Raw genomic sequence first — 25439 nt, forward strand, 5'->3', positions numbered from 1 at the left:
ACAAAACTAAATGATGCACAATCGCACACATTTTCGCGTTTGAGAATATAACGAGTCAGTTAGTAATGTCTCGTTATTATTTTGATAAACAAGTATTTTTTTACGTTGATTCGCTGGATTCAGAAAAAAAAACGCTGCATAGGCAGCGTTCTTTTTTCTCTGGCTGAGAGGACGTTCGTTCTACACTAGCTCGGATTTCGACTTAATACCCGACGTGCTTCGCGATAACGTTTTTTCCAGTAATCTTCATTAAGGCTGGAGATCATCACGCCGTTGCTGGTCGAGGCATGAACAAAGTTGTCGTTGCCAAGATAGATACCAACATGACGGCCGGTGGAACCTGCACGGAAGAGGACTAAGTCACCCGGGCGCAGTCTGCTGCGTGCGATTTCTTTCCCTGTTCCCTGCTGTTCGGAGGTCGAACGAGGAAGATCTAATCCAAATTGTTCACGAAAAGTACGCTGTACGAAAGCGGAACAATCAATGCCGCGTTTAGTATCACCGCCAAGACGGTAACGTACACCTTTCCAGCTCGCGTATTGATCCATGATGCGTGTCTTAACATCGACATTACGCACCATCTCTTCGAACTCATCCTGAGACGCTTGAAGTAAAAAACCATTCTGGTTGTTAACTTCATGATTCTCGATTTTTGCGTTATGGGTACTGCTACAAGCTGAGAGGAGTGTTGCCAGCGCCAGAGCGGGCGCTATCCGCCAGATATATCTCAGTATTGGTTGAGACTTGACCATTATTCGGGTTTTCCTTCGAAGTCCTTACGACAAGATTGTCGCCAGCCAGATGACAAAACGGAATGAGATTAATAAGCCAGCCAGAACAAGACAACGCTTTAATTATAAAAATGTGTAAATCACCACAATTTATCTGTTAAAGAATGCTTAATACCGCGACTTTTTTCTCACTGCGACCGAGATTAACCGATTCCCGAGGCCGTGGCGAGTGCTTTTAATCAAATTCTGATAGGTTTTTTTGATACTTATCAAACTTAAATGACTTGTTCACTTTATCAACAGGAATGCAAGTGTAATAACAGGATGAAAGGGGAAAACACACGCTAATTCCAGGCATAGTGCGGGTTACGGGGAGGGCGGCGGCGCGGCTGGCTTTCATCAGACAGGATAAATCCAGTAATATCATCGGCTTCAGCGTGATTTTTTGTTAGCGTGCTAATTGTTACTTTAAGTTTTTTATAAGTAAGGGCGGTTTAAAATTTAATCATTAACCCGCCCTCGCTAATTAATTACCCTTGGGGTTTATTTTTGCCCGGTAATTTGTGATAAAACCAATTAACCAGATAATCACTTGCCGGTGTTAATAACCACCAGCTCAATCCCACCAGAACCACAGAAAGCGAACCTACCGTAATATCCGTAAACCAGTGTGCGCCAGCCATCACGCGCGGCAAAGCGAATAAAACGACAATAACCACGCCGACTAAAAACGGGCGAAAGCCAAAATAACGCCACATAAATGCCGCAAAGATCATCAGCATCATGCCATGATCGCCGGGAAAACTGTCCTTTGACGCATCTTTAGCGGGAATGCCGGTCAGCTCACTGACACGATGCACGCCGTCAAAAAACAGCGTCGGGCTGGCGTGTTTGACCGGCAACAGATGGCCGGCCTGATTCAGAACGACCGCAGTCACAAGCATGGTAATGCCAATGGCCAGCATACGACGTCGACCGGTGGGCGTTTCGCGGTACCACAGCCACAGATAGAGCAAGCCCATTGCCAGCAAGGACACGGCATCAAAGCCGCGAAAATTAGTGATGGCAACCAGCAGGGCAAACGCCGGGTGAGCAACCATCTCATTATTGAAGGCGAAAAAAATCCCTTTATCAATTTCAAACCAAAACCCGTGATGAGGCGGTAAGTACCAAGAAAAAAACAGCATCATCCCCAGTGCATTAAGCAGGAGGATGGTGACAAGACGTGTTGCGTGCATAAATCTGCCCCAGTAAAAAAATAACCGCCGACCATAACCATGTCAGCTTAAACGAATCTTCAACAAGGCGGATTGTAAACTATTCCAGTCGGCAGGTGCGGAATGAATCATCTCAACACGGCTGTCTGGCGACGTTGTGTCCAGCAATTCATAATGAAAATCCTCCCCCTGACGATTGATACTGACTGAGCCTTCCTTTATTCGCAGGAAGCCTTTGACCCGATCTACAGGGGCAAGCCTCGCCCATTCAAGCAGAGGCTGAGCGTCAAACACCGTTTCATTGTCAAAAAGCCAGCCGCAGGCGACATAACCCTGGCCCTGATTGAGCGCCCGACGCCACGCGCTCTGCCCGTCAAGACGCATTGCCGCAATACCACTGCCCGGGGGCGTTGAATGAGAGTGATGTGCAGGATGCGGAATGTCACGCGGCGCACCTCGCGGTTTGTCCAGTAAGGCCGGAGGGATACGGCCAAATTCCGTGGCCACAAACGGGCGATCGGCCTGATGCGCTGTCCGCCATTGTGCCAGGCGCTGCTTATCATGGTCACTCCAGCGATCGCGTTTATTGCCAATGATGATGTCGGCGGCGAGGAGTTGATCGCGAAAGTTTTCATTATTGAGGATACGTGGGTCGGCAAGCTGGCGCGCATCCAGCAGCGTCAGCGTCGCCTGAAGCGTGAGCCAGGGCTCATAGGCAGGCGAGGTCAGCATGGTCAGGAGCTGGCGGGGATGGCCGAGTCCAGTGGGTTCGATTAATAAACGGTCGGGTTTATTCTGCTTTAACAGCCTGTTCAACCCAATTTGCATGGGCAGTCCGTTAACGCAACACATACAGCCGCCGGGAATCTCTTTTAGCGTGGCGCCGCGGTTGGCAAGTAATGCGCCATCAATACCAATCTCACCGAATTCATTGACCAGTACAGCCCAGTTTTCCCCGGCGGGCTTATGCGCTAACAGGTGAAGCAGCGTAGTGGTCTTTCCACTGCCTAAAAATCCGGTAAGGAGGTTAACACGTGTCATGCCTGAGGCTCCTGCAAAGCATTATGCGAATATTGTTATAGTATAACAATATTCGCCTGCCGCACGCGCCAGACTGGATCAGTCGGCGCGTCCCATATAGCGGCGCTCTGCCACATGGATGCGAATGCGCTCACCGTTACTGAGATATTCGGGCACCTGCACGACCAGGCCTGTACTCATCCCGGCAGGCTTTGTGCGTGCGCTGGCCGACGCGCCTTTAATTCCGGGCGAGGTGTCCACAATTTCCATGTCAACCGTCTGAGGCAGTTCAAGCGCCAGCACCTGTCCGTCCATGGTGAGCACCTGGATACCGGGAATGCCCCCTTCAGGGATAAACAGCAGTTCTTCTTCTATTTGCTCTTTTTTGAAGGCGTAAGGCGTGTAATCTTCATCGTCCATGAAGACGTATTCATCACCATCAATATAAGAGAAGGTGACGCTGCGGCGGCTCAGCGAAATGGCATCAATAATTTCATCGCCTTTGAAGCGTTCTTCTACTTTCATGCCGGTGCGCACATCGGTAAAGCGCATTTTATACAGCGTTGCCGCGCCCCGGGCGCTTGGGCTCTGGACATCAATGTCTTTCACCAGCAGCAGTTTGCCGTTATGGGTGACGGCCATTCCTTTTTTGATTTCGTTCGCTTTTGGCATTGCGGTTCTCGCTGACAGAGTGATCGTGCGCGCAACGTTACTCGCGCGGACGTGAACAGGCAAGACAGCGCGAAAAATTTTGTGCCTGATGGCGACTAACAGGATAAAGCCACCTCAGTATACATCATGGATCATGACGTCATTGGCGTTGCAAACGCGACATCACAGCCTGACCGGCGATCGGTGCCTGGCCTGTTTCTCTGTAAAGGTGATGTCAGGGTAAGGCACGTTCTGTTATCGTGCGCGCTTTAGCGGTTCGGGGGAGGTAAAAGATGGAATGTCGTACAGACTGTGGCGCATGTTGTATTGCCCCGAGCATTTCCTCGCCCATTCCGGGAATGCCACAGGGCAAACCCGCTAATACCCGGTGCGTTCAGCTTGCGGATAATAACCTCTGTAAAATTTTTGGATCGCCTCTGCGTCCGAAAGTGTGCGCCGGACTACAGCCATCGGTTGAGATGTGCGGTAGTAACCGTCATTATGCGATGGATTATCTGATTCACCTTGAGCAAAGTACCGCCCCCTGATTTCCCCGGTGCAGGTTCCCGTCTTCGCTGCGTTCGTTGTCTTTTGAGACATCATCACTGTTTAAAAACGCCGCATTTCTGGCTGTATTGTCGACGGCATAATTTATCCTCTGGTGCATGTTAATCGCTCCCTGCCTGCATGGCGTCCTGAATTTGTTCGTATCTTTGTGAAAGTGTTTGCTGACGCTGAAGCAGAGCAGAGGCATGCGATTAATGGCAAGGAGCTGACGTTGCTGAAATTCCCCTCCTGTTAATCGACCTCATGTCACCCAGACTTCAGCACGCTTTTTAAGATTATCCTCTGATCTCACTGAATTGTGCGTAACGTCAAAGATCTGCTACGTCGTTGACGCATTTTCTTGCCAGTGACACGCATGTTCAGCACAATTCTTGAAACGTTTCAGCGTTGCTGTAGCGGCCTTTACTGGCACGAACAGCAAGATTCGACACCAGTAAGCTGAAACGATTCAATCAGCAAGCGAGGAGAATTATGTTCCAGCTCGAATTGCAGGCCATCCATACCGGAGCCAGCGCCCAAAATAAAGAAGATGCGATTCGTCAGGTTGCGGCGGCACTTACTGCTGCAGGTAACGTGGCGGAAGGTTATGTCAACGGTATGCTGGCACGTGAGCAGCAGACCTCTACCTTTTTGGGTAATGGTATTGCCATTCCTCACGGCACCACCGACACACGCGATCTGGTGCTGAAAACCGGCGTGCAGGTCTTTCAGTTTCCGCAGGGCATTGCCTGGGGCGACGATCAGACCGCCTATGTCGCGATTGGTATTGCGGCCAAATCCGATGAACACCTGGCCTTGTTACGTCAGCTTACGCATGTGCTGAGTGATGACTCTGTTGCCGAACAGCTTAAAACGGCCTCAGCGGAAGATCTGCGTGCGCTGCTGATGGGTGAGAAGCAGCCCGCGGCGTTCAGCTTTGACACCTCCCTGATTACCCTCGACGTCAATGCACGTGATTTGATGACGTTGCAGGCCTTAAATGCCGGGCGTTTACAGGCGGCGGGCGTGGTTGATGCCAGCTATGTCGCGGATGTGGTGTCCCGCCATCCTCTGAGTCTGGGACAGGGCATCTGGCTCAGTGACAGCGGTAAAGGCAATCTGCAAAGCGGCGTAGCCGTCAGCCGCGCAGCGAGCGCGTTTGAGCACCAGGGCGAACCGGTCAACATGCTGATAAGCGTGGCAGCCGTTGATGAGCGTCCTCTGGACGTGCTGGGCTACCTCAGCGCTCTGCTGCAGAGTAATAAGGCCGATCGTTTATTAAAAGCGGATGCGGCAGGTGTTTATGCCCTGCTGACCAGCGAAGTCGACGAGCAGGCGGACCAACTGACTGCAGAATTCACGATCCGAAACGAGCATGGCTTACATGCGCGTCCGGGTACGGCACTGGTGAGCGTTATCAAGCAGTTTAACAGTGAGATCACGATTACGAACCTCGACGGCAGCGGCAAACCGGCGAACGGACGCAGCCTGATGAAAGTGGTCGCGCTGGGCGTGAAAAAAGGCCATCGCCTGCGTTTCACTGCCAGTGGTGATGATGCACAGCAGGCATTAGACGCCATCGAAGAAGCAATCAACAGCGGATTAGGTGAGGGGGCAGCATGACCAGACGTGTGGCAACTATCACGTTGAATCCTGCGTACGACCTGGTCGGCTATACGCCTGAAATTGAGCGCGGTGAAGTGAACCTGGTGAAGACCACCGGATTGCATGCTGCCGGTAAAGGCATCAATGTTGCCAAAGTGCTGAAAGATCTGGGGATTGATGTCACCGTAGGGGGCTTTCTGGGGAAAGATAACCAGGATGGTTTCCAACAGCTGTTCAGTGAACTGGGGATTGCTAACCGCTTTCAGGTGGTCAATGGCCGTACCCGCATCAACGTCAAGCTCACCGAGCAAAACGGGGACGTCACCGATCTCAACTTTTCCGGCTTCAGGGTGACCGCGCAGGACTGGGATCGTTTTACCAGCGATTCATTAACCTGGCTGGGTCAGTTCGACATGGTTTGCGTTAGTGGCAGCCTGCCGGAAGGTGTCGATCCTGACGCCTTTACCCGCTGGATGACCGAACTGCGCACCCATTGCCCATGCATTATCTTCGACAGCAGCCGTGAAGCGCTGGTCGCAGGCCTGAAGGCCGCACCATGGCTGGTCAAACCCAACCGTCGCGAGCTGGAAATCTGGGCGGGACGTAAACTCCCTACGTTGCAGGATGTGATTAACGCAGCGCACGAGTTGCGTGAGCAGGGCATTGCACATGTGGTGATTTCTCTGGGTGCAGAAGGCGCACTTTGGGTCAATGCCTCAGGTGAATGGATTGCTAAACCGCCGGTGTGCGAGGTTGTCAGCACCGTTGGGGCAGGTGACTCCATGGTAGGTGGCCTGATTTATGGCCTGTTAATGCGTGAATCCAGTGAACATACGTTACGTCTGGCTACTGCGGTAGCCGCGATGGCCGTGAGCCAGAGCAACGTTGGCGTTACCGATCGTACCCAGTTGGCCGCAATGATGGCGCGCGTCGACTTACAACCCGTTAACTAACAGCAGGAGAGCGATAGTGAAAACGCTGCTGATAAAAGATCCTTCAACAGGACTGGCCTCTGCCTACATGGCAAAACAACGTCTGGCTGCTGCGGCTGCGCAGGCGGGTTTGACGCTAACAGAAAACCCGGCGGAAGCCGAACTGGTGATTGTCACCGGTCAACATGTGCCTGACGATGCTGCGCTGAACGGAAAATCCGTCTGGCTGGGCGATGTTCAACAGGCGGTCAGTGAGCCAGAACAGTTCCTGAACCGTGCGAAAGCCGAAGCGAAACCCTGGCAGGCCCGCGCAGCCGCTCCGGCTGCAACCCCTGCAACAGCGTCAGCTAACGGACCAAAACGCGTGGTTGCCGTAACGGCCTGTCCAACGGGCGTAGCACATACGTTTATGGCGGCTGAAGCTATTCAGGCTGAAGCGACCAAACGCGGCTGGTGGGTAAAAGTTGAAACCCGTGGCTCTGTTGGTGCAGGTAACGCGATTACGCCAGAAGAAGTGGCGGCGGCCGATCTGGTGATCGTGGCGGCGGATATCGAAGTGGACCTGGCGAAGTTTGCGGGTAAGCCGATGTACCGTACCTCAACCGGCCTGGCGCTGAAGAAGACCGCTCAGGAACTGGATAAAGCCGTTGCTGAAGCGAAGCCGTTTAAACCGTCCGGCGCGCAAAACAGCAATCAGGAAGAGAAAAAAGAGGGCGGTGCAGGCGCTTACCGTCATCTGTTAACAGGCGTGTCTTACATGCTGCCGATGGTGGTGGCTGGTGGTCTGAGTATCGCGCTGTCGTTTGCGTTTGGTATTACGGCGTTTAAAGAGCCGGGTACGCTGGCGGCTGCGCTGATGCAAATCGGTGGCGGCAGCGCGTTTGCCCTGATGGTGCCGGTACTGGCGGGTTTTATCGCGTTCTCTATCGCGGACCGTCCGGGCCTGACGCCGGGCCTGATTGGCGGGATGATCGCCACCAGCATCAACGCGGGCTTCCTTGGCGGCATCATCGCGGGCTTTATTGCGGGGTATGCAGCCAAACTCATTAGCGGCAAAGTGAAGCTGCCACAAAGTATGGAAGCGTTAAAACCTATCCTGATCATTCCGCTGTTTGCCAGCCTGATCACCGGCTTGCTGATGATTTATGTGGTCGGTAAACCCGTCGCGGGCATCATGAGCGGTTTGACCAGCTGGCTGGCTCACATGGGAACGGCTAACGCTATCCTGCTGGGTGCTATCCTCGGCGGTATGATGTGTACCGACATGGGTGGTCCTGTTAACAAAGTTGCCTACGCTTTCGGTGTCGGTCTGCTGAGTTCACAAACCTATGCACCGATGGCCGCCATTATGGCTGCGGGTATGGTGCCACCGCTGGCAATGGGGCTGGCGACGCTGGTTGCCCGTCGTAAATTCAATAAAGGTCAGCAGGAAGGAGGTAAAGCCGCGCTGGTTCTGGGCCTGTGCTTTATCTCAGAAGGTGCGATTCCGTTTGCCGCTCGTGACCCCATGCGCGTCCTGCCATGCTGTATCGTCGGCGGTGCGGTGACCGGTGCCACTTCTATGGCGATTGGTGCCAAACTGATGGCACCGCACGGCGGCCTGTTCGTGCTGTTGATTCCAGGTGCAATTACCCCGGTACTGGGTTACCTGCTGTCGATTGTTATCGGCACAGCTATTGCCGGATTAGGGTATGCGGTGCTGAAACGCCCGGAAGAAGAACTGGCGAAAGCCTGATCTTAAAAGGAAAAAGGAGCCGCCAGGCTCCTTTTTTTAACGTTGCTCTGATTTGAGCCAGGCTATTTCATCTTTCCAGATATCCGGATTGATGGTCTCCAGAATCAGCGGAATACCATCGAAGCGCGAATCCTTCATTATCCAGCTAAATACGGTTTTACCGATATTGCCTTCTCCCAGGCTGTGGTGACGGTCAACCCGGCTGCCCAGCGTACTTTTGGCATCATTCAGGTGCATGCCACGCAGATAATTAAATCCGACTATGCGATCAAACTCGGCAAAGGTTTCAGTACAGGCTGCTTCGCTGCACAGGTCATATCCGCCGGCGAAAGCATGGCAGGTATCAATACAAACACCTACGCGAGATTTATCTTCAACGTGTTCGATAATGGTCGCGAGATGCTCAAAGCGAAAGCCCAGATTACTGCCCTGTCCGGCAGTGTTTTCAATCACGGCGGTGACGTTGCGGGTCTGATCCAGTGCGATATTGATGGACTCAGCGATACGTTTTAAACAGGTCAGCTCGTCAATCTGCTGTAAATGGCTACCCGGATGAAAATTCAACAGTGTCAGGCCCAGTTGCTCTGCACGCTGCATTTCATCCACGAAGGCATCGCGGGATTTCTGCAGGGCTTCCATAACCGGATGCCCCAGATTAATCAGATAGCTGTCATGAGGCAGAATCTGATCTGATGAAAAGTGGTATTTCTCGCAGGCAGCGCGAAAGGCAGCAATAGTCTCATCCGAGAGCGGGGCGGCTTTCCACTGGCGCTGATTTTTGGTGAACAGCGCAAACGCCGTGGCTTCCAGTTCATGCGCGCGGATCACTGCCTGATCCACACCACCCGATGCGCTGACGTGCGCGCCAATATACTTCATGCCGTTCTCCTGAAGGGTTCAACTCAGTCTGAACGGCATGATACACGATGACACTGGGGCAAAACGCAGCGCGGCGGAAATTTTTACACCCGGATTAGGCAGGCAAACAGCAGCGCGACAGGATAATATTTGCTGCCCCGCAGAACAGAGCGGCGTCAGAAAGGACAGGCTGCCAGCATGGCGAGCTGGCAAGCGTCTGCAACAGAATGATGCGGGGACTAAAAAGGTTGGGCAAACCTGTCAGTGGCGGAGTTGCGCGATATCTTTTTCGCTCAGGCCGGTCATTTTGATGACGGTAGGGCGGTCAAAGCCGTTAGTTAACATGACCCGGGCAATCTTCAGCGCTTCTTCCTTTCTGCCTTTCTCAATCCCTCTTTGTTCCAGCTGTTCTGCAATGGTCATCAGTGCGTCTCCGTGTTGCGGCACCCGCTGTGCCAGCTTATGGATTAAGGCGTGCGCATCCGACACCTCGCCCGCCTGCACCATGTAGTTTACCAGCGAGATAACCTGTGATGAAGAGAGATATTCATTTGTGAGAATAGCCACCAGCCTGTCAAGCATCACGGTCAGATTACGCTGATGGATGTGCTTCTGAAGTAACGTTAAGGCGGCCATACGGCGGTGGTGCAGGATCTCGTCGTCAGGAATACGCGTTACGTCAACCAAAGGGAAAGCCGCCGTGTAAAGTTTGCCCGCCTGATCCGGTAACGCAAAGCCATCCAGCCAGCAGAGAGAATAGGGATAGGGGCTACGTTTACCGGTGTAGAACAAGACGGGAATGACTAACGGCAGCGTTTGATGTCCGGCTTGCAGATGGCGATGCATGGCGGCCACCGCATAGCGCATTAACCTGAAGGCCATGTGTTTATCCGGACCAGACTGGTGTTCAATAAGGACGTGGATATAGCCTTCGCCGGACGCGGTTTTCACGCTGTACAGCACATCGCTATAGTACTGCCGCAGGTCGTCCTCGACAAAAGAACCCGATTCCAGCTTAAGCGTGGTCAGATCGCACAGGGCGCGCAACGCTTGTGGCAGGTGGATCGCCATAAAATCCCGCGCCACGTCCGGCTCGGTCAGAAACTGTCGGAACAGCGCGTCGTGAGGTGTCGGTATTGGGGACGTTCTCTTCATCAGTTCCGGCTCGTAAAAATCACCGGTCTACAATAGAGCTACGGGAGGATCTTACCTAATAGCAATGGTTTAATTTACGACGCTTCTCGCAACGCTGGATGAGATGAACACCTTCAGCACGCGAGCAAAGGGCTAACCGGCCTGCATGCGGCCGGTTTAATAAAGACATGAACGTGCCTTACGCGATAAAACGCTGAACCAGCAGGTTAATCGTGCCGCCGCCCAGCACCAGCCAGCCAAAGACCAGTGCCCCCAACAGGACAGGTTTATAGCCCGCTGCACGCAGGGCAGTGAAACGGGTGGTCAGACCCAGTGCCGCCATTGCCATGGTCAGCAATATTCCTCCCAGCGTGTTGAACATATTCACCCATCCGGCCGGCAGCCAGTGCAGCGAGTTGAACAAGGCGACAACGACAAACATCAGGGCAAACCATGGAAACGTCACCGGCTTTGCGCTCTGCTGTTCTGCCTGCTCACGTCGCAGGACGCCGCTCAGCAACAGTAAAAACGGCGCCAGCAGCATGACGCGCAGCATTTTCGCGATAACGGCGCTGTTTTCGGTTTCGGGCGCAATGCTGTGGCCGGCAGCAACGACCTGCGCCACCTCATGAATGGTTGAACCGGTAAAAATGCCAAACTGCGTCAGCGTGACACGGGGAAAAAAGTCATGCACCAGTGGCCACAAAACGGGATAAATAAAAATCGCCAGGGTACCAAACAGCACCACCGTAGCGACGGCAACGGCCACTTTTGACGGCGCCGCTTTGACCACCGGTTCCGTGGCCAGCACCGCCGCGGCGCCACAGATGCTGCTGCCTGCACCAATTAACCATACAGTTTCGCGGTCAAGCTTCAGCAGACGTCGGCCCAGCAGGCAGGTCACAAAGAACGTACTGCTCAGGGTCAGCACATCAATCAGCAGGCCGCTTAATCCCACGTCGGTGATTTGCTGCAAGGTGATGCGAAAGCCAAACAGAATCACACCGAGCCTGAGCAGTTTTTGTTTTGCCAGCTGTACGCCCGCGTCACACTGGCCGGCAAGAGGCGAGTAAACGCTGTTACCGACGATGATGCCCAGCATAATCGCCAGAGTTAATGATCCCAGACCCAGACGAGCGATGCCTGGCACCTGGGCCACAGCGGCAGTCACGCTGGCGATCAGGCCGCATAACAACAGGCCGGGGAGCCACTGCTGAACGAAAGGATTTTTTGAGAGGGTGATGTCTGCCATGATTACGCTCCTGGTTGAGCGCTCATCATCATGCGGGGCTTGTTAAAAGTGAAATTGATTATATATTTATAATCTACCGCTATAAGTGATAAGGCAGGAACTATGCTGTTTGCACGACTGAAACGCTTAATCGCGCTCATCAAACGCGATGTGCTGACGCTCGCCTTTGCCTGTCGCGATCCTCAAACACCGCTGTGGTGTAAAGGCCTGGCCGCCGGGTTGCTGGCGTACGGCATAAGTCCGATCGATTTGATTCCGGATGTTATCCCGGTTGTGGGACTAGTAGACGATGCCGTCATTATCCCTGCCGGTGTCATGTTACTGCTGAAAATGCTGCCGCGCGAGGTTCGGGCCCGCAGCGTCGCGCGTGCGCAGCAACAGCGTGCACGCGGTAAAAAAGTATTGGGTGTACTGGGTGTGATTTTTCTGCTGTGGATCGCCCTGATCGTTTACCTTGTCGCGCGCTAAGTGATTCCGGAGTTTTCATGCATATTACCCTGCGACAAATTGAAGTGTTTACCGAGGTGCTTAAAAGCGGCTCTACCACCCAGGCTTCTCAGGTGCTGGCGCTCTCCCAGTCTGCTGTCAGTGCCGCCCTGGCTGACCTGGAAAACCAGTTAGGTGTGCAGCTTTTCGATCGGGTAGGAAAGCGGCTAGTGCTCAACGAACATGGCCGGTTACTTTATCCCCGTGCCGTTGGCCTGCTCGAACAGGCCACAGAAATCGAACAGTTATTCAAAGAAGATAACGGGGCTATTCGTATTTATGCCAGCAGCACCATCGGGAATTATCTGCTGCCGGGGATGATTGCCGGTTACCGCCGTGATTTCCCCACGTTGCCTTTAGAGCTGAGCGTGGGAAACAGTCAGGACGTGATCACAGCCGTTTCCGATTTTCGCGTCGATGTGGGATTAATTGAGGGGCCGTGCCATATGACAGAACTGGTCAGCGAGCCCTGGCTGGAAGATGAACTGGTGGTCTTTGCCGCACCGGACGCCGCCATTTTGCAGCATCCCGTCACGCTGACCTCGCTGGCTGAGGCCACCTGGATTCTCCGCGAGCGCGGCTCAGGTACGCGCGAGATTGTCGATTATCTGCTGTTGTCCCATTTGCCGACATTTCAGTTGGGCATGGAGCTGGGCAACTCCGAAGCGATAAAGCATGCCGTGCGGCACGGGATGGGCATCAGTTGCTTATCACGTCGGGTGATTGCCGAGCAGTTGAGCGCCGGGACGCTGATTGAGCTGAAAACGCCTTTGCCGAATCTGACGCGCACGCTTTATCGCATCCACCATCGACAAAAACACATCTCAAAGGCCCTGTCGCGGTTTTTATCGTACTGCCGGGAAACGTAAACGCCCGATGAATGGTGGTTTAATCAGCGGTTCAACCCCTTGAATTTCAGGGAAACAGGCGGCGCCGCTAATAATTTCGCGCCAATCATGAAGGTAACTAATAACAGCGTAGCATTCGCTATACAGCGTGGCCTTTGCTGCTACAATCGCGCCTTATTTTTACCCAGCGTAATGTTTACACATGCATAATGACACAAATACAACACAACAACCTGCGTTACGACGCGATCTAAAAGCACGCCACCTCACCATGATCGCTATTGGCGGATCAATCGGTACAGGTCTGTTTGTGGCATCCGGTGCCACCATCTCTCAAGCTGGCCCCGGCGGGGCATTACTCTCATATGCCTTAATTGGCTTAATGGTCTATTTCCTGATGACCAGCCTCGGCGAACTGGCCGCCTTTATGCCGGTTTCCGGCTCCTTCGCCACCTACGGTGCCAAATATGTGGAAGAGGGCTTTGGTTTCGCCCTGGGCTGGAATTACTGGTACAACTGGGCGGTCACCATTGCTGTCGACCTGGTGGCATCGCAACTGGTTATGAATTACTGGTTCCCCGACACGCCGGGCTGGATCTGGAGCGCACTGTTCCTGAGCCTGATGTTCCTGATCAATTACATTTCAGTCAAAGGCTTTGGCGAGACCGAATACTGGTTCTCCTTGATCAAAGTCGCCACCGTCGTGATCTTTATCGTGGTGGGCGTGTTGATGATTGTGGGCATTATGCGTGGCGCGGAAAATGCAGGCTGGCATAACTGGCAGGTAGGCGATGCGCCGTTTGCCGGAGGCTTCGCGGCGATGATCGGTGTTGCAATGATTGTCGGCTTTTCTTTCCAGGGGACTGAACTCATCGGCATAGCGGCGGGTGAATCTGAAGATCCGGCGAAAAACATTCCGCGCGCCGTGCGTCAGGTGTTCTGGCGCATCCTGCTGTTTTATGTGCTGGCCATTCTGATTATCAGTCTGATTCTGCCCTATACCGATCCGCAACTGCTGCACAATGATATTAAAGATATCAGCGTGAGTCCGTTTACCCTGGTGTTCCAGAATGCCGGCCTGCTGTCTGCGGCGGCGGTCATGAACGCGGTGATTTTAACGGCGGTACTGTCGGCGGGTAACTCCGGGATGTATGCCTCAACGCGCATGTTGTATAACCTGGCGTGTGAAGGTAAAGCGCCGCGCATTTTTGCCCGGCTGTCAAAAGGCGGCGTACCGCGTAATGCGTTATGGGCCACCACCGTCGTCGCGGGTTTGTGCTTTTTAACCTCAAAATTTGGTAATCAGGAAGTCTATCTCTGGCTGCTGAATACCTCCGGTATGACAGGCTTTATCGCCTGGTTAGGGATTGCCATCAGTCACTATCGTTTCCGTCGCGGTTATGTGGCTCAGGGGCGCGATCTGAGCGACTTGCCGTACCGCTCAGGCTTCTTCCCACTGGGGCCCATTTTTGCCTTTGTACTCTGTCTGATTATTACGCTCGGTCAGAATTACCAGGCCTTCCTGCAGGACACCATTGACTGGTACAGCGTTGCAGCGACCTATATTGGCCTGCCCTTGTTCCTGCTGATCTGGCTGGGTTACAGGCTGGTGCGGGGCGGACGCATTGTGAAATACAGTGAGATGGAATTTCCCCGCTCATAACGGGTTAAAAGCGCACGGTAAACGCCGTGCGCTTTTACGTTACGTCATCACTATTAACATTCCATGAATTGATAATTATTATCACCTGCACTATTGTGGCTGCGTTTTTAATTTTGGAGCCATTACTGGATTGAACCATGACAACGGAATCCTCGTTGATTGGTGCTGAAGCAGGCCATCAGCCCATACTGAAAAATTATCATCAGGTTTTGCGCCGCCGCCTGTTCTGGATAGGGGCGTTGCTGGTGGCGATCCTTGCGTCACTGGTTCTGGACTTTACGCTCGGCCCGGCCGGACTTTCGCTATCGACGTTGTGGCACACGCTGCTCTCACCCGAGAGCGTTGATGCAGGCACGCGCGTCATTGTCTGGGATATCCGCCTGCCTTATGCGCTCATGGCCATCGTGGTCGGCCTTGCACTGGGCCTTGCCGGCGCAGAAATGCAAACCATCCTTAATAACCCGCTTGCCAGTCCGTTTACGCTGGGCGTTTCCTCGGCGGCGGCGTTCGGTGCCGCACTGGCCATTATTTTAGGCGTGGGGATTCCGGGGATCTCCGGTCAGTGGTTTATCTCAGCCAATGCGTTTATCTTTGCTCTGCTGGCCGCCTTAATGCTGGACGGCATTACGCGCTGGACGCAGGTCTCGTCATCTGGCGTGGTATTATTTGGTATTGCCCTGGTGTTTACCTTTAATGCGCTGGTGTCGATGATGCAGTTTATCGCCAGTGAAGATACGTTACAGGGGCTGGTGTTCTGGACCATGGGCAGCCTGGCGCGTGCGTCCTGGGAAAAACTGGGCGTACTGAGCGCGGCTTTTGTGCTGTTGGTGCCGTTTTCCCTGCTCAGTAGCTGGAAACTGACCGCACTGCGCCTGGGGGAAGACCGGGCCGTGAGTTTTGGTATCGACGTGCGCCGTCTGCGCCTGGCGACTTTGCTGCGTATTAGTGTGCTATCCGCCTTAGCGGTCGCCTTTGTCGGCCCGATTGGTTTTATTGGCCTGGTCGCACCGCACATCGCCCGTATGATGTTCGGCGAAGATCATCGCTTCTATCTACCGGCCAGTGCGCTGACCGGTGCCCTTGTGCTGTCGCTGGCTTCAGTGGCTTCCAAAAACCTGATTCCCGGAGCCATTATCCCGGTCGGGATTGTGACCTCGCTCATTGGGGTGCCGTTTTTCCTGAGTATCATTTTGCGTCACCGAGGGCATGTGTAATGGAACAGGGATTATGCCTGCGCGGCTTCACCACCGGTTATCCTAAACGTCAGGTCATTGATAACCTTCACGTCGAGCCGTTACCGCGTGGCGAAATCACGGTCCTGCTGGGACCGAACGGCTGCGGTAAATCCACCTTACTGCGTGCGCTGGCCGGGCTGAATAAAGGGCAGGGCGAACTGTGGTTAAACGGCGAAGATCTGATGACTCAGCCCTTTGCCCGCCGGGCCAGACAGGTTGTGTACCTGCCGCAATCGTTGCCCGCGGGGGTGCATCTGCATGTGCTGGAGTCCATTATCGTCGCGCAGCGTGCGTCATCGGGCCTGCACAGTCCCGCCAGTGAAGCCGATGTCATGAGACTGCTGGATCAACTGGGCATTGCCCATCTGGCAATGCGGTATCTGGATCAGCTCTCGGGTGGACAAAAGCAGCTTGTTGGCCTGGCCCAGTCGTTGATTCGCCGGCCTGCGCTGTTACTGCTGGATGAACCGCTGAGTGCGCTGGATTTAAACTACCAGTTCCACGTTATGGATTTAGTGCGGCGTGAGACGGCGCTACGCAATATGGTGACGGTGGTCGTGGTCCACGATATCAATATCGCTTTACGTCACGCGCAGCATGCGCTGATGCTCAAAGCGGGACGGTTAATCGCAGAAGGCGCACCGGATAGCGTGATCACGCCCACTACGCTGGCGCAGGTTTATGGCGTGCAGGGCCGCATTGAGCACTGTTCCCGCGGAATGCCGCAGGTCATGATTGACGGATTAGTCCGGGAAGGGCTGATGTAAAAAAACGGGGATGGCGCACGCCATCCCCGGTTGTGTTATCCCACCAACAAGTGCTGCGCATGAAAGCGCAGATGATCTTCCACGAAGCTGGCGATAAAGAAGTAACTGTGATCGTAGCCTGGCTGAATACGCAGAGTTAACGGGAAATCCATCTCCTGCGCCACTGCCTCTAATCGCTCCGGCTGAAGCTGATCCGCCAAAAACTGATCGCTGTCGCCCTGATCGATCAATAACGGCAGGCGATGCTGAACCTCGCGCATCAGCTGACAGCTGTCGTATGCCCGCCAGGCCTGGCGATCCTCTCCCAGATAAGCGGTGAACGCCTTTTGTCCCCAGGGCACATCGGCGGGATTCACAATGGGCGCAAAGGCGGAGGCGGAGGCAAAGCGGTTTGCCAGGCGTAACGCCAGCATCAGCGCGCCGTGTCCGCCCATAGAGTGCCCCATGATCGACTGACGTTCACTGACCTTAAAGTTATCGGCAATCAGCGCAGGCAGCTCCTCACTAAGGTAGTCGAACATCCGATAGTGGCTCGCCCAGGGCTGCTGCGTCGCATTGAGATAAAAGCCCGCGCCCTGGCCCAGATCATAGCCCTCGTCATTGGCCACCGCCTCACCGCGCGGGCTGGTATCGGGCATGATCAGCACCAGCCCCAGTTCAGCGGCGACGCGCTGCGCACCCGCTTTGGTGGTAAAGTTTTCATCATTGCAGGTCAGGCCTGCCAGAAACCACACCACCGGTGGGGGCGAATCCCCGCGCGGACGGGGCAAATAGATGCTGAACGTCATCGGGCAGTTCAGCACCTGAGAGGGATGACGCCAGCGCTGCTGCCAGCCGCCAAAAATACGGTGTTCTTCCAGTAACTCAAGAGAAGATGTCATAGCGCCCCCGATTACTTATTGAAGTGAACGACGGAGCGGATCGACTTCCCTTCGTGCATCAAATCAAAGGCGTCGTTTATCTCTTCCAGCGGCATGGTATGCGTAATGAAGTCGTTCAACGCAAATTTACCATCGAGGTAATCCTGCACAATCCCAGGCAGCTGCGAGCGACCTTTTACGCCACCAAACGCAGAGCCACGCCAGACGCGCCCTGTGACTAACTGGAACGGACGCGTAGAGATTTCCTGGCCTGCACCGGCAACGCCGATGATCACCGACTCGCCCCAGCCTTTATGGCAGCACTCCAGGGCAGAACGCATCACGTTGACGTTACCGATACATTCAAAGGAGAAATCCACGCCGCCGTCGGTGAGTTCAACAATCACGTCCTGGATAGGTTTATCGTAATCCTTAGGGTTGATCAGATCGGTCGCACCAAGTTTACGGGCCAGGTCGAATTTGCTGGTATTGATATCAATACCAATGATGCGGCCGGCCTTCGCCATTTTCGCGCCGATAATCGCTGACAAACCAATGCCGCCCAGACCAAAGATGGCAACGGTATCGCCTTCTTTAACTTTAGCGGTGTTCATCACCGCGCCCATACCGGTGGTTACGCCGCAGCCCAGCAGGCACACTTCTTCCAGTGGCGCTTCTTTACTGATTTTCGCCAGAGAGATTTCCGGGACGACGGTGTATTCGGAGAAGGTTGACGTGCCCATATAGTGAAAAATGGGTTTACCGTCTTTAAAGAAACGCGTCGTGCCGTCAGGCATCAGGCCTTTACCTTGTGTGGTGCGGATGGCCTGGCACAGATTGGTTTTGCCTGACAGACAGAACTTACATTTACCACATTCCGGCGTGTAAAGCGGGATAACATGATCGCCCACTTCCACGCTGGTGACGCCTTCGCCGACCGCTTCAACGATACCGCCGCCTTCGTGACCCAGAATCGCCGGGAACACGCCTTCCGGATCGCTACCTGACAGCGTATAAGCATCCGTATGACAAACGCCAGTGGCAACGATACGGACCAGCACTTCCCCTTTTTGCGGCGGCATTAAATCCACTTCTTCAATTTTCAGTGGTTCGCCAGCGGCCCAGGCGACAGCGGCACGGGTTTTGATCATGTTCATGCAATCCCTCTTCCAGTCAGATTGTGACGCGTTATGGCGTCTGGATGGTCGTGATTCATTAAAAATAGCGCGGAAATCTTATTCCGCCGCCTGTAAAGGATGCATCAGCTCATCGTTGAGCGGACGATCGTGAAATTGTTCGATAATGAGGTACTTGAGTGCCTCAACATTGGGCGTAAAGGCGTCCCGTCGCCACATCAGCCAGGTCGCAGTATCACGATACTTCGCCGGCAGGCTGTGTACCTGAACCCGTGCGCGCTCTGGCATCTGTTTCAGGACCGACGCCGGAATCATCGCCACGCCTGCACCGCCTGCGACACAGGCCAGCATGGCATGATAAGACTGAATCTCCATGACGCTGTCTGGCGCGGCCTGGCTGTCGCGATACCAGGCTTCCAGTTTCACCCGGTAAGAGCAGCTGTTGCGGAACGCAAACAACGTATCTTCCTGAGTATCGCGTGCGCTCGTCACCGGGATGTGGTCAAGGTCAGTGATGAGCACCATCTCTTCACGGAACGCAATACAGCCATTCAGATCGTCGTGCTGAACCGGCCCGTCGACCAACGCCGCGGCCAGTGTTCCTTCGCGAACCCGATCGATAATTTCACCGGAGGTGCCGGTGATCAGCGATAAGGCGACCGCCGGAAAACGCTGATGATAGGCAGCCAGCAGGCCAGGCAGGCGCGTTGCCGCCGTACTTTCCATCGAGCCCAGCGCAAAATTCCCGCCAGGCTTACCGGTGCGCGCCATACTTAAGGCTTCATCGCTCAGGGCCAGAATGCGCTGCGCATAGTTAAGAAAGTTATGGCCCATCGGGGATAAGCGAATGCGCTGTTTTTCCCGAATGAACAGATCGGCACCCAGTTCCTCTTCCAACTGGCGCAGGCGCGTGGTGAGGTTAGAAGGCACCCGATGCAGTTGTTCCGCAGCACGGGCAAGAGAACCGCTCTCTGCCACGGAACAGAACATACGTAGCTGGACTAAATCCATGTGTTCTCTTCCTGTAAACAAGTTAGTTAAGATTATTCACTTTTCGTGATTCTAAGCATCGTTCATGCTGTACGCAAGTTTCAATTTAAAAAACTGAGGTGCCCAATGGCATTTCGCGTCGCGATAAGTGCGTTTTTGACTTTGTTTGTCGTCATGGGCATCGGCCGTTTTGCGTTTACGCCCCAGGTGCCTTTACTGATTCAGGCTGATCAGTTAACCCTGACCAGTGCCAGTGTGGTCGCAGCATTAAACTACCTGGGTTACCTGTGCGGCTCCTTTGACGCGATGCGCGCGCAGCAGCGTGTGGAGTGGCGGCTGCATCTGGGGGTTTGGGGCGCGGTGGTGTTAACCGCGTTGTCAGCCTGTGCCGGGGGCCCCTGGCTGCACGGGATCATTCGTTTTGTGATTGGCTGGGCCAGCGGCTGGGCCATGGTGCTGGTGGCCGCGTGGAGCAACGAGCAACTGCATCATCACGGTCGTCCTGGTCTGTCGGCGGCGGTCTTTGCCGGTCCCGGCGCTGGCATTTTCATCAGCGGCCTGCTGGCGGTCATCTTACACAGTTTACAGGTCTCTGTGACGCTGGCGTGGGGCATTTACGCTGCGCTGGCCGCCGTGCTGGTGGCGGCCATCTGCCGCAACCTGCCGCGTACGGGGGCGCTGCACCGGGCAGGGCAGGTACCAGCGCCGCTGACGCTGACGCCCAACCTGCGGCGGCTGGTCCTGAGCTACAGCCTGGCGGGGTTTGGCTATATTTTGCCTGCCACCTTTTTGTCGCAAATGGCGGCAGCCCGTTTTCCGGGCAGTGCGCTGGCGCAGCTGGTCTGGCCGGTATTTGGCGGGGCGGCGATGCTGGGCATCGTCATCGGTATTGTGACGCGTCGAATGGGGCAGGCGCATGTCCGCCTGGCCATCACGCTCTGGGCCCAGGCGCTGGGCGTGCTGGCGGCCGCCTTGTTGCCGGGGTTCGGTGGTTTGTTACTTGGTGCGCTGCTGGTGGGCGGGGGCTTTTTGAGTGTCGTGCAGTTGTCGCTGCTTTGCGCGCGTGAACTGGCTCCGCAGCATACGCGCTATATGGCGGGCTTACTGACCACCGGCTATGCGATTGGGCAACTGGCTGGCCCCTTACTTTCCTCACTTTCAACCCTGTTTCTGCACCACCTTGAGCCTGCGTTATGGGTAGCAGGCGCCAGTCTGGTCTGGGCGGGCCTGTTAGTGTGGCGGCGGGGCGCGTGAAAAGCTTTCATCTCCAATCAGATTGATTGCTGGATTCCCTGCACAGAAAGTCTCACAATACGCGCTCAGTAATATGACCCGCAGGTAACAGACTGCGGGCGCAACACCTGCCGGAGAAGAGTAAGATGAGTACCTTAAGTCAGGAAGCTGCACTGGTTCACGAAGCGCTGCTGGCGCGTGGGCTGGAAACGCCGCTGCGTGCACCTACGCGTGAAATGGACGATGAAACGCGCAAAAGCCTGATTGCAGGCCATATGACGGAAATCATGCAGCTGCTGAATCTGGATCTTGAAGATGACAGCCTGATGGAAACCCCGCACCGCATTGCCAAAATGTATGTCGATGAGGTCTTTTCCGGTCTCGATTACGCCAATTTCCCCAAAATCACCCTTATCGAAAACAAGATGAAGGTGGACGAGATGGTCACGGTACGCGACATTACGCTGACCAGCACCTGTGAACATCACTTTGTGATTATCGATGGCAAAGCCACCGTCGCCTATATTCCCAAAGACAAAGTGATTGGTTTGTCCAAAATTAACCGCATCGTGCAGTTTTTTGCCCAGCGACCTCAGGTGCAGGAGCGTCTGACTCAGCAGGTGCTGCTGGCGCTGCAAACATTGTTAGGCACCAATAACGTTGCTGTTTCCATTGATGCCGTCCACTACTGTGTAAAAGCACGCGGTGTGAAGGATGCCACCAGTGCCACCACGACCACTTCCCTGGGCGGTCTGTTTAAATCCAGCCAGAATACCCGTCAGGAATTTCTGCGCGCGGTGCGTCACAGTTAATATCGACAGGTGGGCGCAGATGCGCCTGCCGGGTCCGTCAGGAGCCGCTATGCAACGCTACCTTGCGCTGGATTTTATTCGCGGCTGTGCCATTCTCGGCATCCTGTTGCTGAATATTATTGGTTTTGGCTTACCTTCTGCGGCCTATCTCAATCCTGCCTGGCAGGGCAGCGTCACCTTGTCTGATGCCTGGACATGGGCGCTGTCCGATATCTTCGCGCAGCTTAAATTTCTGACGCTCTTTGCGCTGCTGTTTGGCGCGGGGTTGCAACTGCAGCTGCCGCGCGGAAGTCGCTGGCTGTCCGCCCGTCTGTCATTACTGGTGCTGCTGGGGTTTCTTCACAGCATTTTTATCTGGGAAGGCGATATCCTGCTGGATTACGGCATTATCGGCCTGATCGTCTGGCGGATGCTGCGCCATGCGCCGTCCACGCGTGGGCTAATCAATACCGGGATTTTACTTTATCTGGTGGGCTGTGCGCTGTTGCTGATCTTTGCCCTGATTAGCAGCGCCGAGCCGTCACGCTCGTGGTTGCCCGGCGCCGCAGACATTCAGTATGAACAGTTCTGGAAGGTCAACGGCGGGCTGGCGGCGGTACGCATCCGCCTGGATAACCTCTCCTCCAGTTTAATGGCGCTGGTGGCGCAGTATGGCTGGCAACTGGCCGGACTGATGCTGCTGGGCGCCGCCTTGTTACGTAGCGGCTGGCTGAAAGGAACGTTTCCCGTGTCCCATTACCGGCGCGTTGCGCGGATGTTACTGCCGATTGGGCTGGGGATAGCGACGGCAGGTGTAGCTGCGCAATGGTTTGTGGACTGGGATGCACGCTGGAGTGCGTTCTATTTACAACTGCCGCGTGATCTTGCCAGCCCGTTAATCAGTATCGGCTATGCCGCACTGTGCTTTGGATTTTGGCCAGCCATTCAGCGCTGGCGGATGAGTTATGCTATTCAGTGTGTGGGCCGCATGGCGCTCAGTAACTATCTGCTGCAGTCCCTGATCGGCACTACGCTGTTCTACCGCTTCGGGCTTTTTATGCACTTTACGCGCTGGCAACTGGTCATGATGGTGCCAGGCATATGGTGTATTAACCTGCTGTTTTCCGTACTGTGGCTACGCTATTTCCCGCAGGGGCCGGTGGAATGGATCTGGCGTCGTCTGACACGCTTTCTTGCCACGCCGCACCCCACGTCATCCTCAGAAAGATAATGACGGTCATCACAAAGGTTGCAGAATTGTATGTAACCGTTTTCATTGATGTGACGCAATTCACGCTGTCCCGTGCACTTCCCTGACAGAATAGCGCCGGTGCCATAACCGGCGTAATGCCTTTTCTCTGGAAGTGCTGCATGATAACCATTCGAGATGTTGCGCGTCAGGCGGGCGTGTCCGTAGCGACTGTCTCGCGCGTACTAAATAACAGCAGCGCGGTCACCGCTGAAACACGTGACGTCGTGTTACAGGCGGTTGACGCTCTGGGCTATCGCCCAAATGCCAATGCTCAGGCGCTGGCAACCCAGGTGAGCGATACGATCGGCGTCGTCGTCATGGATGTCTCCGATCCCTTTTTTGGCGCGCTGGTTAAAGCGGTGGATACCGTGGCACAGCGCGTCCAGAAACATGTACTGATCAGCAACTCCTGGCATCAGGAAGAAAAAGAGCGTCACGCTATCGAAGTGTTGATACGGCAACGGTGCAATGCGCTGGTGGTCCATGCGAAAACGCTTTCAGACGCAGAGCTGGCGGGCTTTATGAGTCAGGTGCCAGGTATGGTGGTTATCAACCGCAGCATACCGGGTTATGAGGCCCGTTGCGTCAGTCTGGATAATGTGACCGGGGCCTTAATGGCCTCACGCATGCTGCTACAACAGGGGCATTCCCGCATCGGCTATCTCTGTTCCAGTCATCCCATTGAAGATGTGGATCAACGGCGTGAAGGCTGGTTACAGGCGATGGCAGAGCAGGGAATCCGCCCACAGGAAAGCTGGATAGCCAGCGCAGAGCCGGATATGCAAGGGGGCGAAGCCGCAATGGTGGAACTGCTGGGACGCAATCTGAATCTCAGCGCCATTTTCGCCTATAACGATGGTATGGCGGCCGGTGCCCTTACCGCTCTGAAAGACAATGGCATTCAGGTGCCGCACCATTTTTCTGTCGTCGGCTTCGATGATATTCCGGTTTCGCGGTACACCGATCCTCAACTTACCACAGTCCGTTATCCTATTGTTTCTATGGCAAAACTTGCCACTGAACTGGCCCTGCAGGGCGCGGCAGGCTGTCTTGACACCACGGCGAAACATATCTTTATGCCCACCCTCGTTCGCCGCCATTCCGTCGCGCAAAAGCAAAGTGTGGAGTCCGTCACTAATTCAGGCGATTCCGCGATGTAACCGTTTTCAATCTGTGATTGTATTCACAGTTAATTAACATTGCTATCACTATGATGGCAACGTCTTACAGTACTGAAACATTATGTAACGCCACTCTCCCGTTGAGGGCACCGACAGCATCGTTGGTTCAGGCTTATAACACACGCTTTACGGACGCATTGACCTACATGGAAGTCGAGTTTGGCACGGCACAGCAGTGGCTCAGTCTGATTTAGAGCGCATCTTGCCTCGCCGGATAATTCTTACCCGATGTTCTTCCGCGGCTTGACGCAGCAGAACATAAAAAGACCCTACAGAAAAACCGGAGATACCATGAATAAGAAGGTTTTCACGCTCACAGCACTGGTTGCCAGCATGATGTTTGGTGCAGTAGCCCACGCCGCTGATACCCGTATCGGCGTGACTATTTATAAGTACGACGACAACTTTATGTCGATGGTACGTAAAGACATCGAGAAAGAAGCCAAAACGCTGGGCGGCATCCAACTGCTGATGAATGACTCGCAGAACGATCAGTCAAAACAAAACGATCAAATTGACGTGCTGATGGCAAAAGGCGTGAAAGCGTTAGCCATCAACCTGGTCGACCCGGCTGCAGCGGCCGTCGTGGTACAGAAAGCCCGTGCGAACGATATCCCGGTTGTGTTCTTCAACAAAGAACCTAACGCCAAAGTGCTGGCCAGCTACGATAAAGCCTACTACGTCGGTACCGATTCGAAAGAGTCTGGCGTGATTCAGGGCAAACTGATTGAGAAACACTGGAAAGCGACCCCGGCCTGGGATCTGAACAAAGACGGTGTGATCCAGTATGTGCTGCTGAAAGGTGAACCAGGCCATCCTGATGCTGAAGCGCGTACTAAATATGTTATCGATACGCTGAACAAAGATGGCGTGAAAACCCAGCAGTTAGCGATGGATACGGCGATGTGGGATACCGCACAGGCTAAAGACAAAATGGACGCCTGGCTGTCAGGCCCTAACGCCAAGAAAATCGAAGTGGTAATCGCGAACAACGATGCGATGGCGATGGGGGCTGTTGAAGCGCTGAAGGCACACAACATGTCTTCTATCCCGGTATTTGGTGTGGATGCCTTACCTGAGGCGCTGGCGCTGGTTAAATCTGGCGCGATGGCCGGTACGGTGCTGAACGATGCGGAAAACCAGGCGAAAGCCACCATCGATATGGCGAAGAACCTTGCCGATGGTAAACCGGCCACCGAAGGCACCAACTTCAAGATGGTCGATAAGATCGTACGCGTACCCTACGTACCGGTTGATCAGGAAAACCTGTCTCAGTTCCAGAAATAATTATGTGCAAACGGGCGCGGCTGCTGCTG

At 54.4% G+C, this 25439-nt stretch carries 24 protein-coding genes; 14 read left to right on the top strand and 10 right to left on the bottom strand.

Annotated elements, in window-relative coordinates; all coding sequences use genetic code 11:
- Nucleotides 1-185: 185 nt before the first annotated feature.
- The 4 genes from mepS to yeiP all read right to left on the bottom strand — a co-directional run bounded on the left by mepS (nucleotide 186) and on the right by yeiP (nucleotide 3640).
- A complete protein-coding gene (mepS, locus tag GC090_RS06960) occupies nucleotides 186-752 on the bottom strand; it encodes a bifunctional murein DD-endopeptidase/murein LD-carboxypeptidase (RefSeq protein ID WP_006119961.1) in 567 nt (188 codons plus the stop codon).
- Nucleotides 753-1261: 509 nt separating this feature from the next.
- A complete protein-coding gene (locus GC090_RS06965) occupies nucleotides 1262-1969 on the bottom strand; it encodes a phosphatase PAP2 family protein (RefSeq protein ID WP_006119960.1) in 708 nt (235 codons plus the stop codon).
- Between the two features lie 42 nt (nucleotides 1970-2011).
- Complete coding sequence (locus GC090_RS06970; protein WP_324021190.1) at nucleotides 2012-2989, bottom strand: CobW family GTP-binding protein; 978 nt, start codon at nucleotides 2987-2989, stop codon at nucleotides 2012-2014.
- 78 nt (nucleotides 2990-3067) lie between these two features.
- Entirely contained in the window at nucleotides 3068-3640 is a 573-nt protein-coding gene (gene yeiP / locus GC090_RS06975; RefSeq protein WP_006119958.1) for an elongation factor P-like protein YeiP, read from the bottom strand.
- A 272-nt stretch (nucleotides 3641-3912) separates the two neighbouring features.
- Between yeiP and GC090_RS06980 the strand changes: the two genes are divergently transcribed.
- The 4 genes from GC090_RS06980 (at nucleotide 3913) to fruA (ending at nucleotide 8437) form a co-directional block, all read left to right on the top strand.
- The gene (locus tag GC090_RS06980; RefSeq protein ID WP_006119957.1) at nucleotides 3913-4167 is read left to right on the top strand and encodes a YkgJ family cysteine cluster protein; all 255 of its coding nucleotides are present in this window, start codon (nucleotides 3913-3915) and stop codon (nucleotides 4165-4167) included.
- A 490-nt stretch (nucleotides 4168-4657) separates the two neighbouring features.
- Entirely contained in the window at nucleotides 4658-5788 is a 1131-nt protein-coding gene (gene fruB, locus GC090_RS06985; RefSeq protein WP_006119956.1) for a fused PTS fructose transporter subunit IIA/HPr protein, read from the top strand.
- On the top strand, nucleotides 5785-6723 hold the full coding sequence (gene fruK / locus GC090_RS06990) for a 1-phosphofructokinase (protein ID WP_006119955.1): 939 nt from the start codon (nucleotides 5785-5787) through the stop codon (nucleotides 6721-6723). Before fruB ends, fruK begins: the two co-directional genes overlap by 4 nt.
- 16 nt (nucleotides 6724-6739) lie before the next feature.
- A complete protein-coding gene (fruA, locus tag GC090_RS06995) occupies nucleotides 6740-8437 on the top strand; it encodes a PTS fructose transporter subunit IIBC (protein ID WP_006119954.1) in 1698 nt (565 codons plus the stop codon).
- Between the two features lie 36 nt (nucleotides 8438-8473).
- On the opposite strand, the gene nfo is transcribed toward fruA, so the two are convergent.
- From nfo to GC090_RS07010, 3 genes are all read right to left on the bottom strand, one after another.
- Nucleotides 8474-9316: a deoxyribonuclease IV gene (gene nfo, locus GC090_RS07000; protein WP_033740573.1), complete on the bottom strand. Its 843-nt coding sequence runs from the start codon at nucleotides 9314-9316 to the stop codon at nucleotides 8474-8476.
- Between the two features lie 240 nt (nucleotides 9317-9556).
- On the bottom strand, nucleotides 9557-10450 hold the full coding sequence (locus tag GC090_RS07005) for an Rpn family recombination-promoting nuclease/putative transposase (protein ID WP_324021193.1): 894 nt from the start codon (nucleotides 10448-10450) through the stop codon (nucleotides 9557-9559).
- Nucleotides 10451-10628: 178 nt separating this feature from the next.
- Entirely contained in the window at nucleotides 10629-11681 is a 1053-nt protein-coding gene (locus GC090_RS07010) for a YeiH family protein (protein WP_324021195.1), read from the bottom strand.
- Between the two features lie 102 nt (nucleotides 11682-11783).
- Here GC090_RS07010 and GC090_RS07015 point away from each other — a divergent pair, with 102 nt between their 5' ends.
- From GC090_RS07015 to GC090_RS07035, 5 genes are all read left to right on the top strand, one after another.
- A complete protein-coding gene (locus GC090_RS07015; protein ID WP_172912923.1) occupies nucleotides 11784-12149 on the top strand; it encodes a YkvA family protein in 366 nt (121 codons plus the stop codon).
- A gap of 17 nt (nucleotides 12150-12166) precedes the next feature.
- The gene (yieE, locus tag GC090_RS07020; RefSeq protein ID WP_039338163.1) at nucleotides 12167-13036 is read left to right on the top strand and encodes a DNA-binding transcriptional regulator YeiE; all 870 of its coding nucleotides are present in this window, start codon (nucleotides 12167-12169) and stop codon (nucleotides 13034-13036) included.
- Between the two features lie 181 nt (nucleotides 13037-13217).
- Complete coding sequence (locus GC090_RS07025; RefSeq protein WP_033740564.1) at nucleotides 13218-14678, top strand: amino acid permease; 1461 nt, start codon at nucleotides 13218-13220, stop codon at nucleotides 14676-14678.
- Nucleotides 14679-14815: 137 nt separating this feature from the next.
- On the top strand, nucleotides 14816-15892 hold the full coding sequence (locus tag GC090_RS07030; RefSeq protein WP_054633448.1) for a FecCD family ABC transporter permease: 1077 nt from the start codon (nucleotides 14816-14818) through the stop codon (nucleotides 15890-15892).
- The gene (locus GC090_RS07035; RefSeq protein ID WP_205950531.1) at nucleotides 15892-16680 is read left to right on the top strand and encodes an ABC transporter ATP-binding protein; all 789 of its coding nucleotides are present in this window, start codon (nucleotides 15892-15894) and stop codon (nucleotides 16678-16680) included. Before GC090_RS07030 ends, GC090_RS07035 begins: the two co-directional genes overlap by 1 nt.
- A 35-nt stretch (nucleotides 16681-16715) precedes the next feature.
- Here the strand turns inward: GC090_RS07035 and fghA are convergent, their stop codons facing one another.
- From fghA to ptrR, 3 genes are all read right to left on the bottom strand, one after another.
- Nucleotides 16716-17561, bottom strand: coding sequence for an S-formylglutathione hydrolase (fghA, locus tag GC090_RS07040; RefSeq protein ID WP_006119939.1), 846 nt, complete (start codon nucleotides 17559-17561; stop codon nucleotides 16716-16718).
- Between the two features lie 11 nt (nucleotides 17562-17572).
- On the bottom strand, nucleotides 17573-18697 hold the full coding sequence (locus GC090_RS07045; RefSeq protein ID WP_033740561.1) for an S-(hydroxymethyl)glutathione dehydrogenase/class III alcohol dehydrogenase: 1125 nt from the start codon (nucleotides 18695-18697) through the stop codon (nucleotides 17573-17575).
- A 78-nt stretch (nucleotides 18698-18775) separates the two neighbouring features.
- The gene (gene ptrR, locus GC090_RS07050) at nucleotides 18776-19687 is read right to left on the bottom strand and encodes a putrescine utilization regulator PtrR (protein ID WP_039338161.1); all 912 of its coding nucleotides are present in this window, start codon (nucleotides 19685-19687) and stop codon (nucleotides 18776-18778) included.
- Between the two features lie 105 nt (nucleotides 19688-19792).
- On the opposite strand from ptrR, the gene GC090_RS07055 reads away from it, so the two are divergent.
- The 5 genes from GC090_RS07055 to mglB all read left to right on the top strand — a co-directional run bounded on the left by GC090_RS07055 (nucleotide 19793) and on the right by mglB (nucleotide 25410).
- Nucleotides 19793-20920, top strand: coding sequence for a YbfB/YjiJ family MFS transporter (locus tag GC090_RS07055; protein ID WP_324021198.1), 1128 nt, complete (start codon nucleotides 19793-19795; stop codon nucleotides 20918-20920).
- A 125-nt stretch (nucleotides 20921-21045) separates the two neighbouring features.
- On the top strand, nucleotides 21046-21711 hold the full coding sequence (gene folE / locus GC090_RS07060) for a GTP cyclohydrolase I FolE (protein WP_006119934.1): 666 nt from the start codon (nucleotides 21046-21048) through the stop codon (nucleotides 21709-21711).
- A 49-nt stretch (nucleotides 21712-21760) separates the two neighbouring features.
- Nucleotides 21761-22921: a DUF418 domain-containing protein YeiB gene (gene yeiB, locus GC090_RS07065; RefSeq protein ID WP_324021200.1), complete on the top strand. Its 1161-nt coding sequence runs from the start codon at nucleotides 21761-21763 to the stop codon at nucleotides 22919-22921.
- A gap of 140 nt (nucleotides 22922-23061) precedes the next feature.
- Entirely contained in the window at nucleotides 23062-24102 is a 1041-nt protein-coding gene (galS, locus tag GC090_RS07070) for an HTH-type transcriptional regulator GalS (protein ID WP_110268213.1), read from the top strand.
- Between the two features lie 312 nt (nucleotides 24103-24414).
- The gene (mglB, locus tag GC090_RS07075) at nucleotides 24415-25410 is read left to right on the top strand and encodes a galactose/glucose ABC transporter substrate-binding protein MglB (protein WP_033740552.1); all 996 of its coding nucleotides are present in this window, start codon (nucleotides 24415-24417) and stop codon (nucleotides 25408-25410) included.
- Nucleotides 25411-25439 lie beyond the last annotated feature (29 nt).

The organism is Pantoea sp. JZ29, assembly GCF_035190385.1.
Classification (GTDB): Bacteria; Pseudomonadota; Gammaproteobacteria; order Enterobacterales; family Enterobacteriaceae; genus Pantoea; species Pantoea stewartii.

Bases quoted from the DNA above. Each gene is read 5' to 3' on its own strand.
- mepS (WP_006119961.1), bottom strand. From the start codon at position 752: ATGGTCAAGTCTCAACCAATACTGAGATATATCTGGCGGATAGCGCCC.
- GC090_RS06965 (WP_006119960.1), bottom strand. From the start codon at position 1,969: ATGCACGCAACACGTCTTGTCACCATCCTCCTGCTTAATGCACTGGGG.
- GC090_RS06970 (WP_324021190.1), bottom strand. From the start codon at position 2,989: ATGACACGTGTTAACCTCCTTACCGGATTTTTAGGCAGTGGAAAGACC.
- yeiP (WP_006119958.1), bottom strand. From the start codon at position 3,640: ATGCCAAAAGCGAACGAAATCAAAAAAGGAATGGCCGTCACCCATAAC.
- GC090_RS06980 (WP_006119957.1), top strand. From the start codon at position 3,913: ATGGAATGTCGTACAGACTGTGGCGCATGTTGTATTGCCCCGAGCATT.
- fruB (WP_006119956.1), top strand. From the start codon at position 4,658: ATGTTCCAGCTCGAATTGCAGGCCATCCATACCGGAGCCAGCGCCCAA.
- fruK (WP_006119955.1), top strand. From the start codon at position 5,785: ATGACCAGACGTGTGGCAACTATCACGTTGAATCCTGCGTACGACCTG.
- nfo (WP_033740573.1), bottom strand. From the start codon at position 9,316: ATGAAGTATATTGGCGCGCACGTCAGCGCATCGGGTGGTGTGGATCAG.
- GC090_RS07005 (WP_324021193.1), bottom strand. From the start codon at position 10,450: ATGAAGAGAACGTCCCCAATACCGACACCTCACGACGCGCTGTTCCGA.
- GC090_RS07010 (WP_324021195.1), bottom strand. From the start codon at position 11,681: ATGGCAGACATCACCCTCTCAAAAAATCCTTTCGTTCAGCAGTGGCTC.
- GC090_RS07015 (WP_172912923.1), top strand. From the start codon at position 11,784: ATGCTGTTTGCACGACTGAAACGCTTAATCGCGCTCATCAAACGCGAT.
- yieE (WP_039338163.1), top strand. From the start codon at position 12,167: ATGCATATTACCCTGCGACAAATTGAAGTGTTTACCGAGGTGCTTAAA.
- GC090_RS07025 (WP_033740564.1), top strand. From the start codon at position 13,218: ATGCATAATGACACAAATACAACACAACAACCTGCGTTACGACGCGAT.
- GC090_RS07030 (WP_054633448.1), top strand. From the start codon at position 14,816: ATGACAACGGAATCCTCGTTGATTGGTGCTGAAGCAGGCCATCAGCCC.
- GC090_RS07035 (WP_205950531.1), top strand. From the start codon at position 15,892: ATGGAACAGGGATTATGCCTGCGCGGCTTCACCACCGGTTATCCTAAA.
- fghA (WP_006119939.1), bottom strand. From the start codon at position 17,561: ATGACATCTTCTCTTGAGTTACTGGAAGAACACCGTATTTTTGGCGGC.
- GC090_RS07045 (WP_033740561.1), bottom strand. From the start codon at position 18,697: ATGAACATGATCAAAACCCGTGCCGCTGTCGCCTGGGCCGCTGGCGAA.
- ptrR (WP_039338161.1), bottom strand. From the start codon at position 19,687: ATGGATTTAGTCCAGCTACGTATGTTCTGTTCCGTGGCAGAGAGCGGT.
- GC090_RS07055 (WP_324021198.1), top strand. From the start codon at position 19,793: ATGGCATTTCGCGTCGCGATAAGTGCGTTTTTGACTTTGTTTGTCGTC.
- folE (WP_006119934.1), top strand. From the start codon at position 21,046: ATGAGTACCTTAAGTCAGGAAGCTGCACTGGTTCACGAAGCGCTGCTG.
- yeiB (WP_324021200.1), top strand. From the start codon at position 21,761: ATGCAACGCTACCTTGCGCTGGATTTTATTCGCGGCTGTGCCATTCTC.
- galS (WP_110268213.1), top strand. From the start codon at position 23,062: ATGATAACCATTCGAGATGTTGCGCGTCAGGCGGGCGTGTCCGTAGCG.
- mglB (WP_033740552.1), top strand. From the start codon at position 24,415: ATGAATAAGAAGGTTTTCACGCTCACAGCACTGGTTGCCAGCATGATG.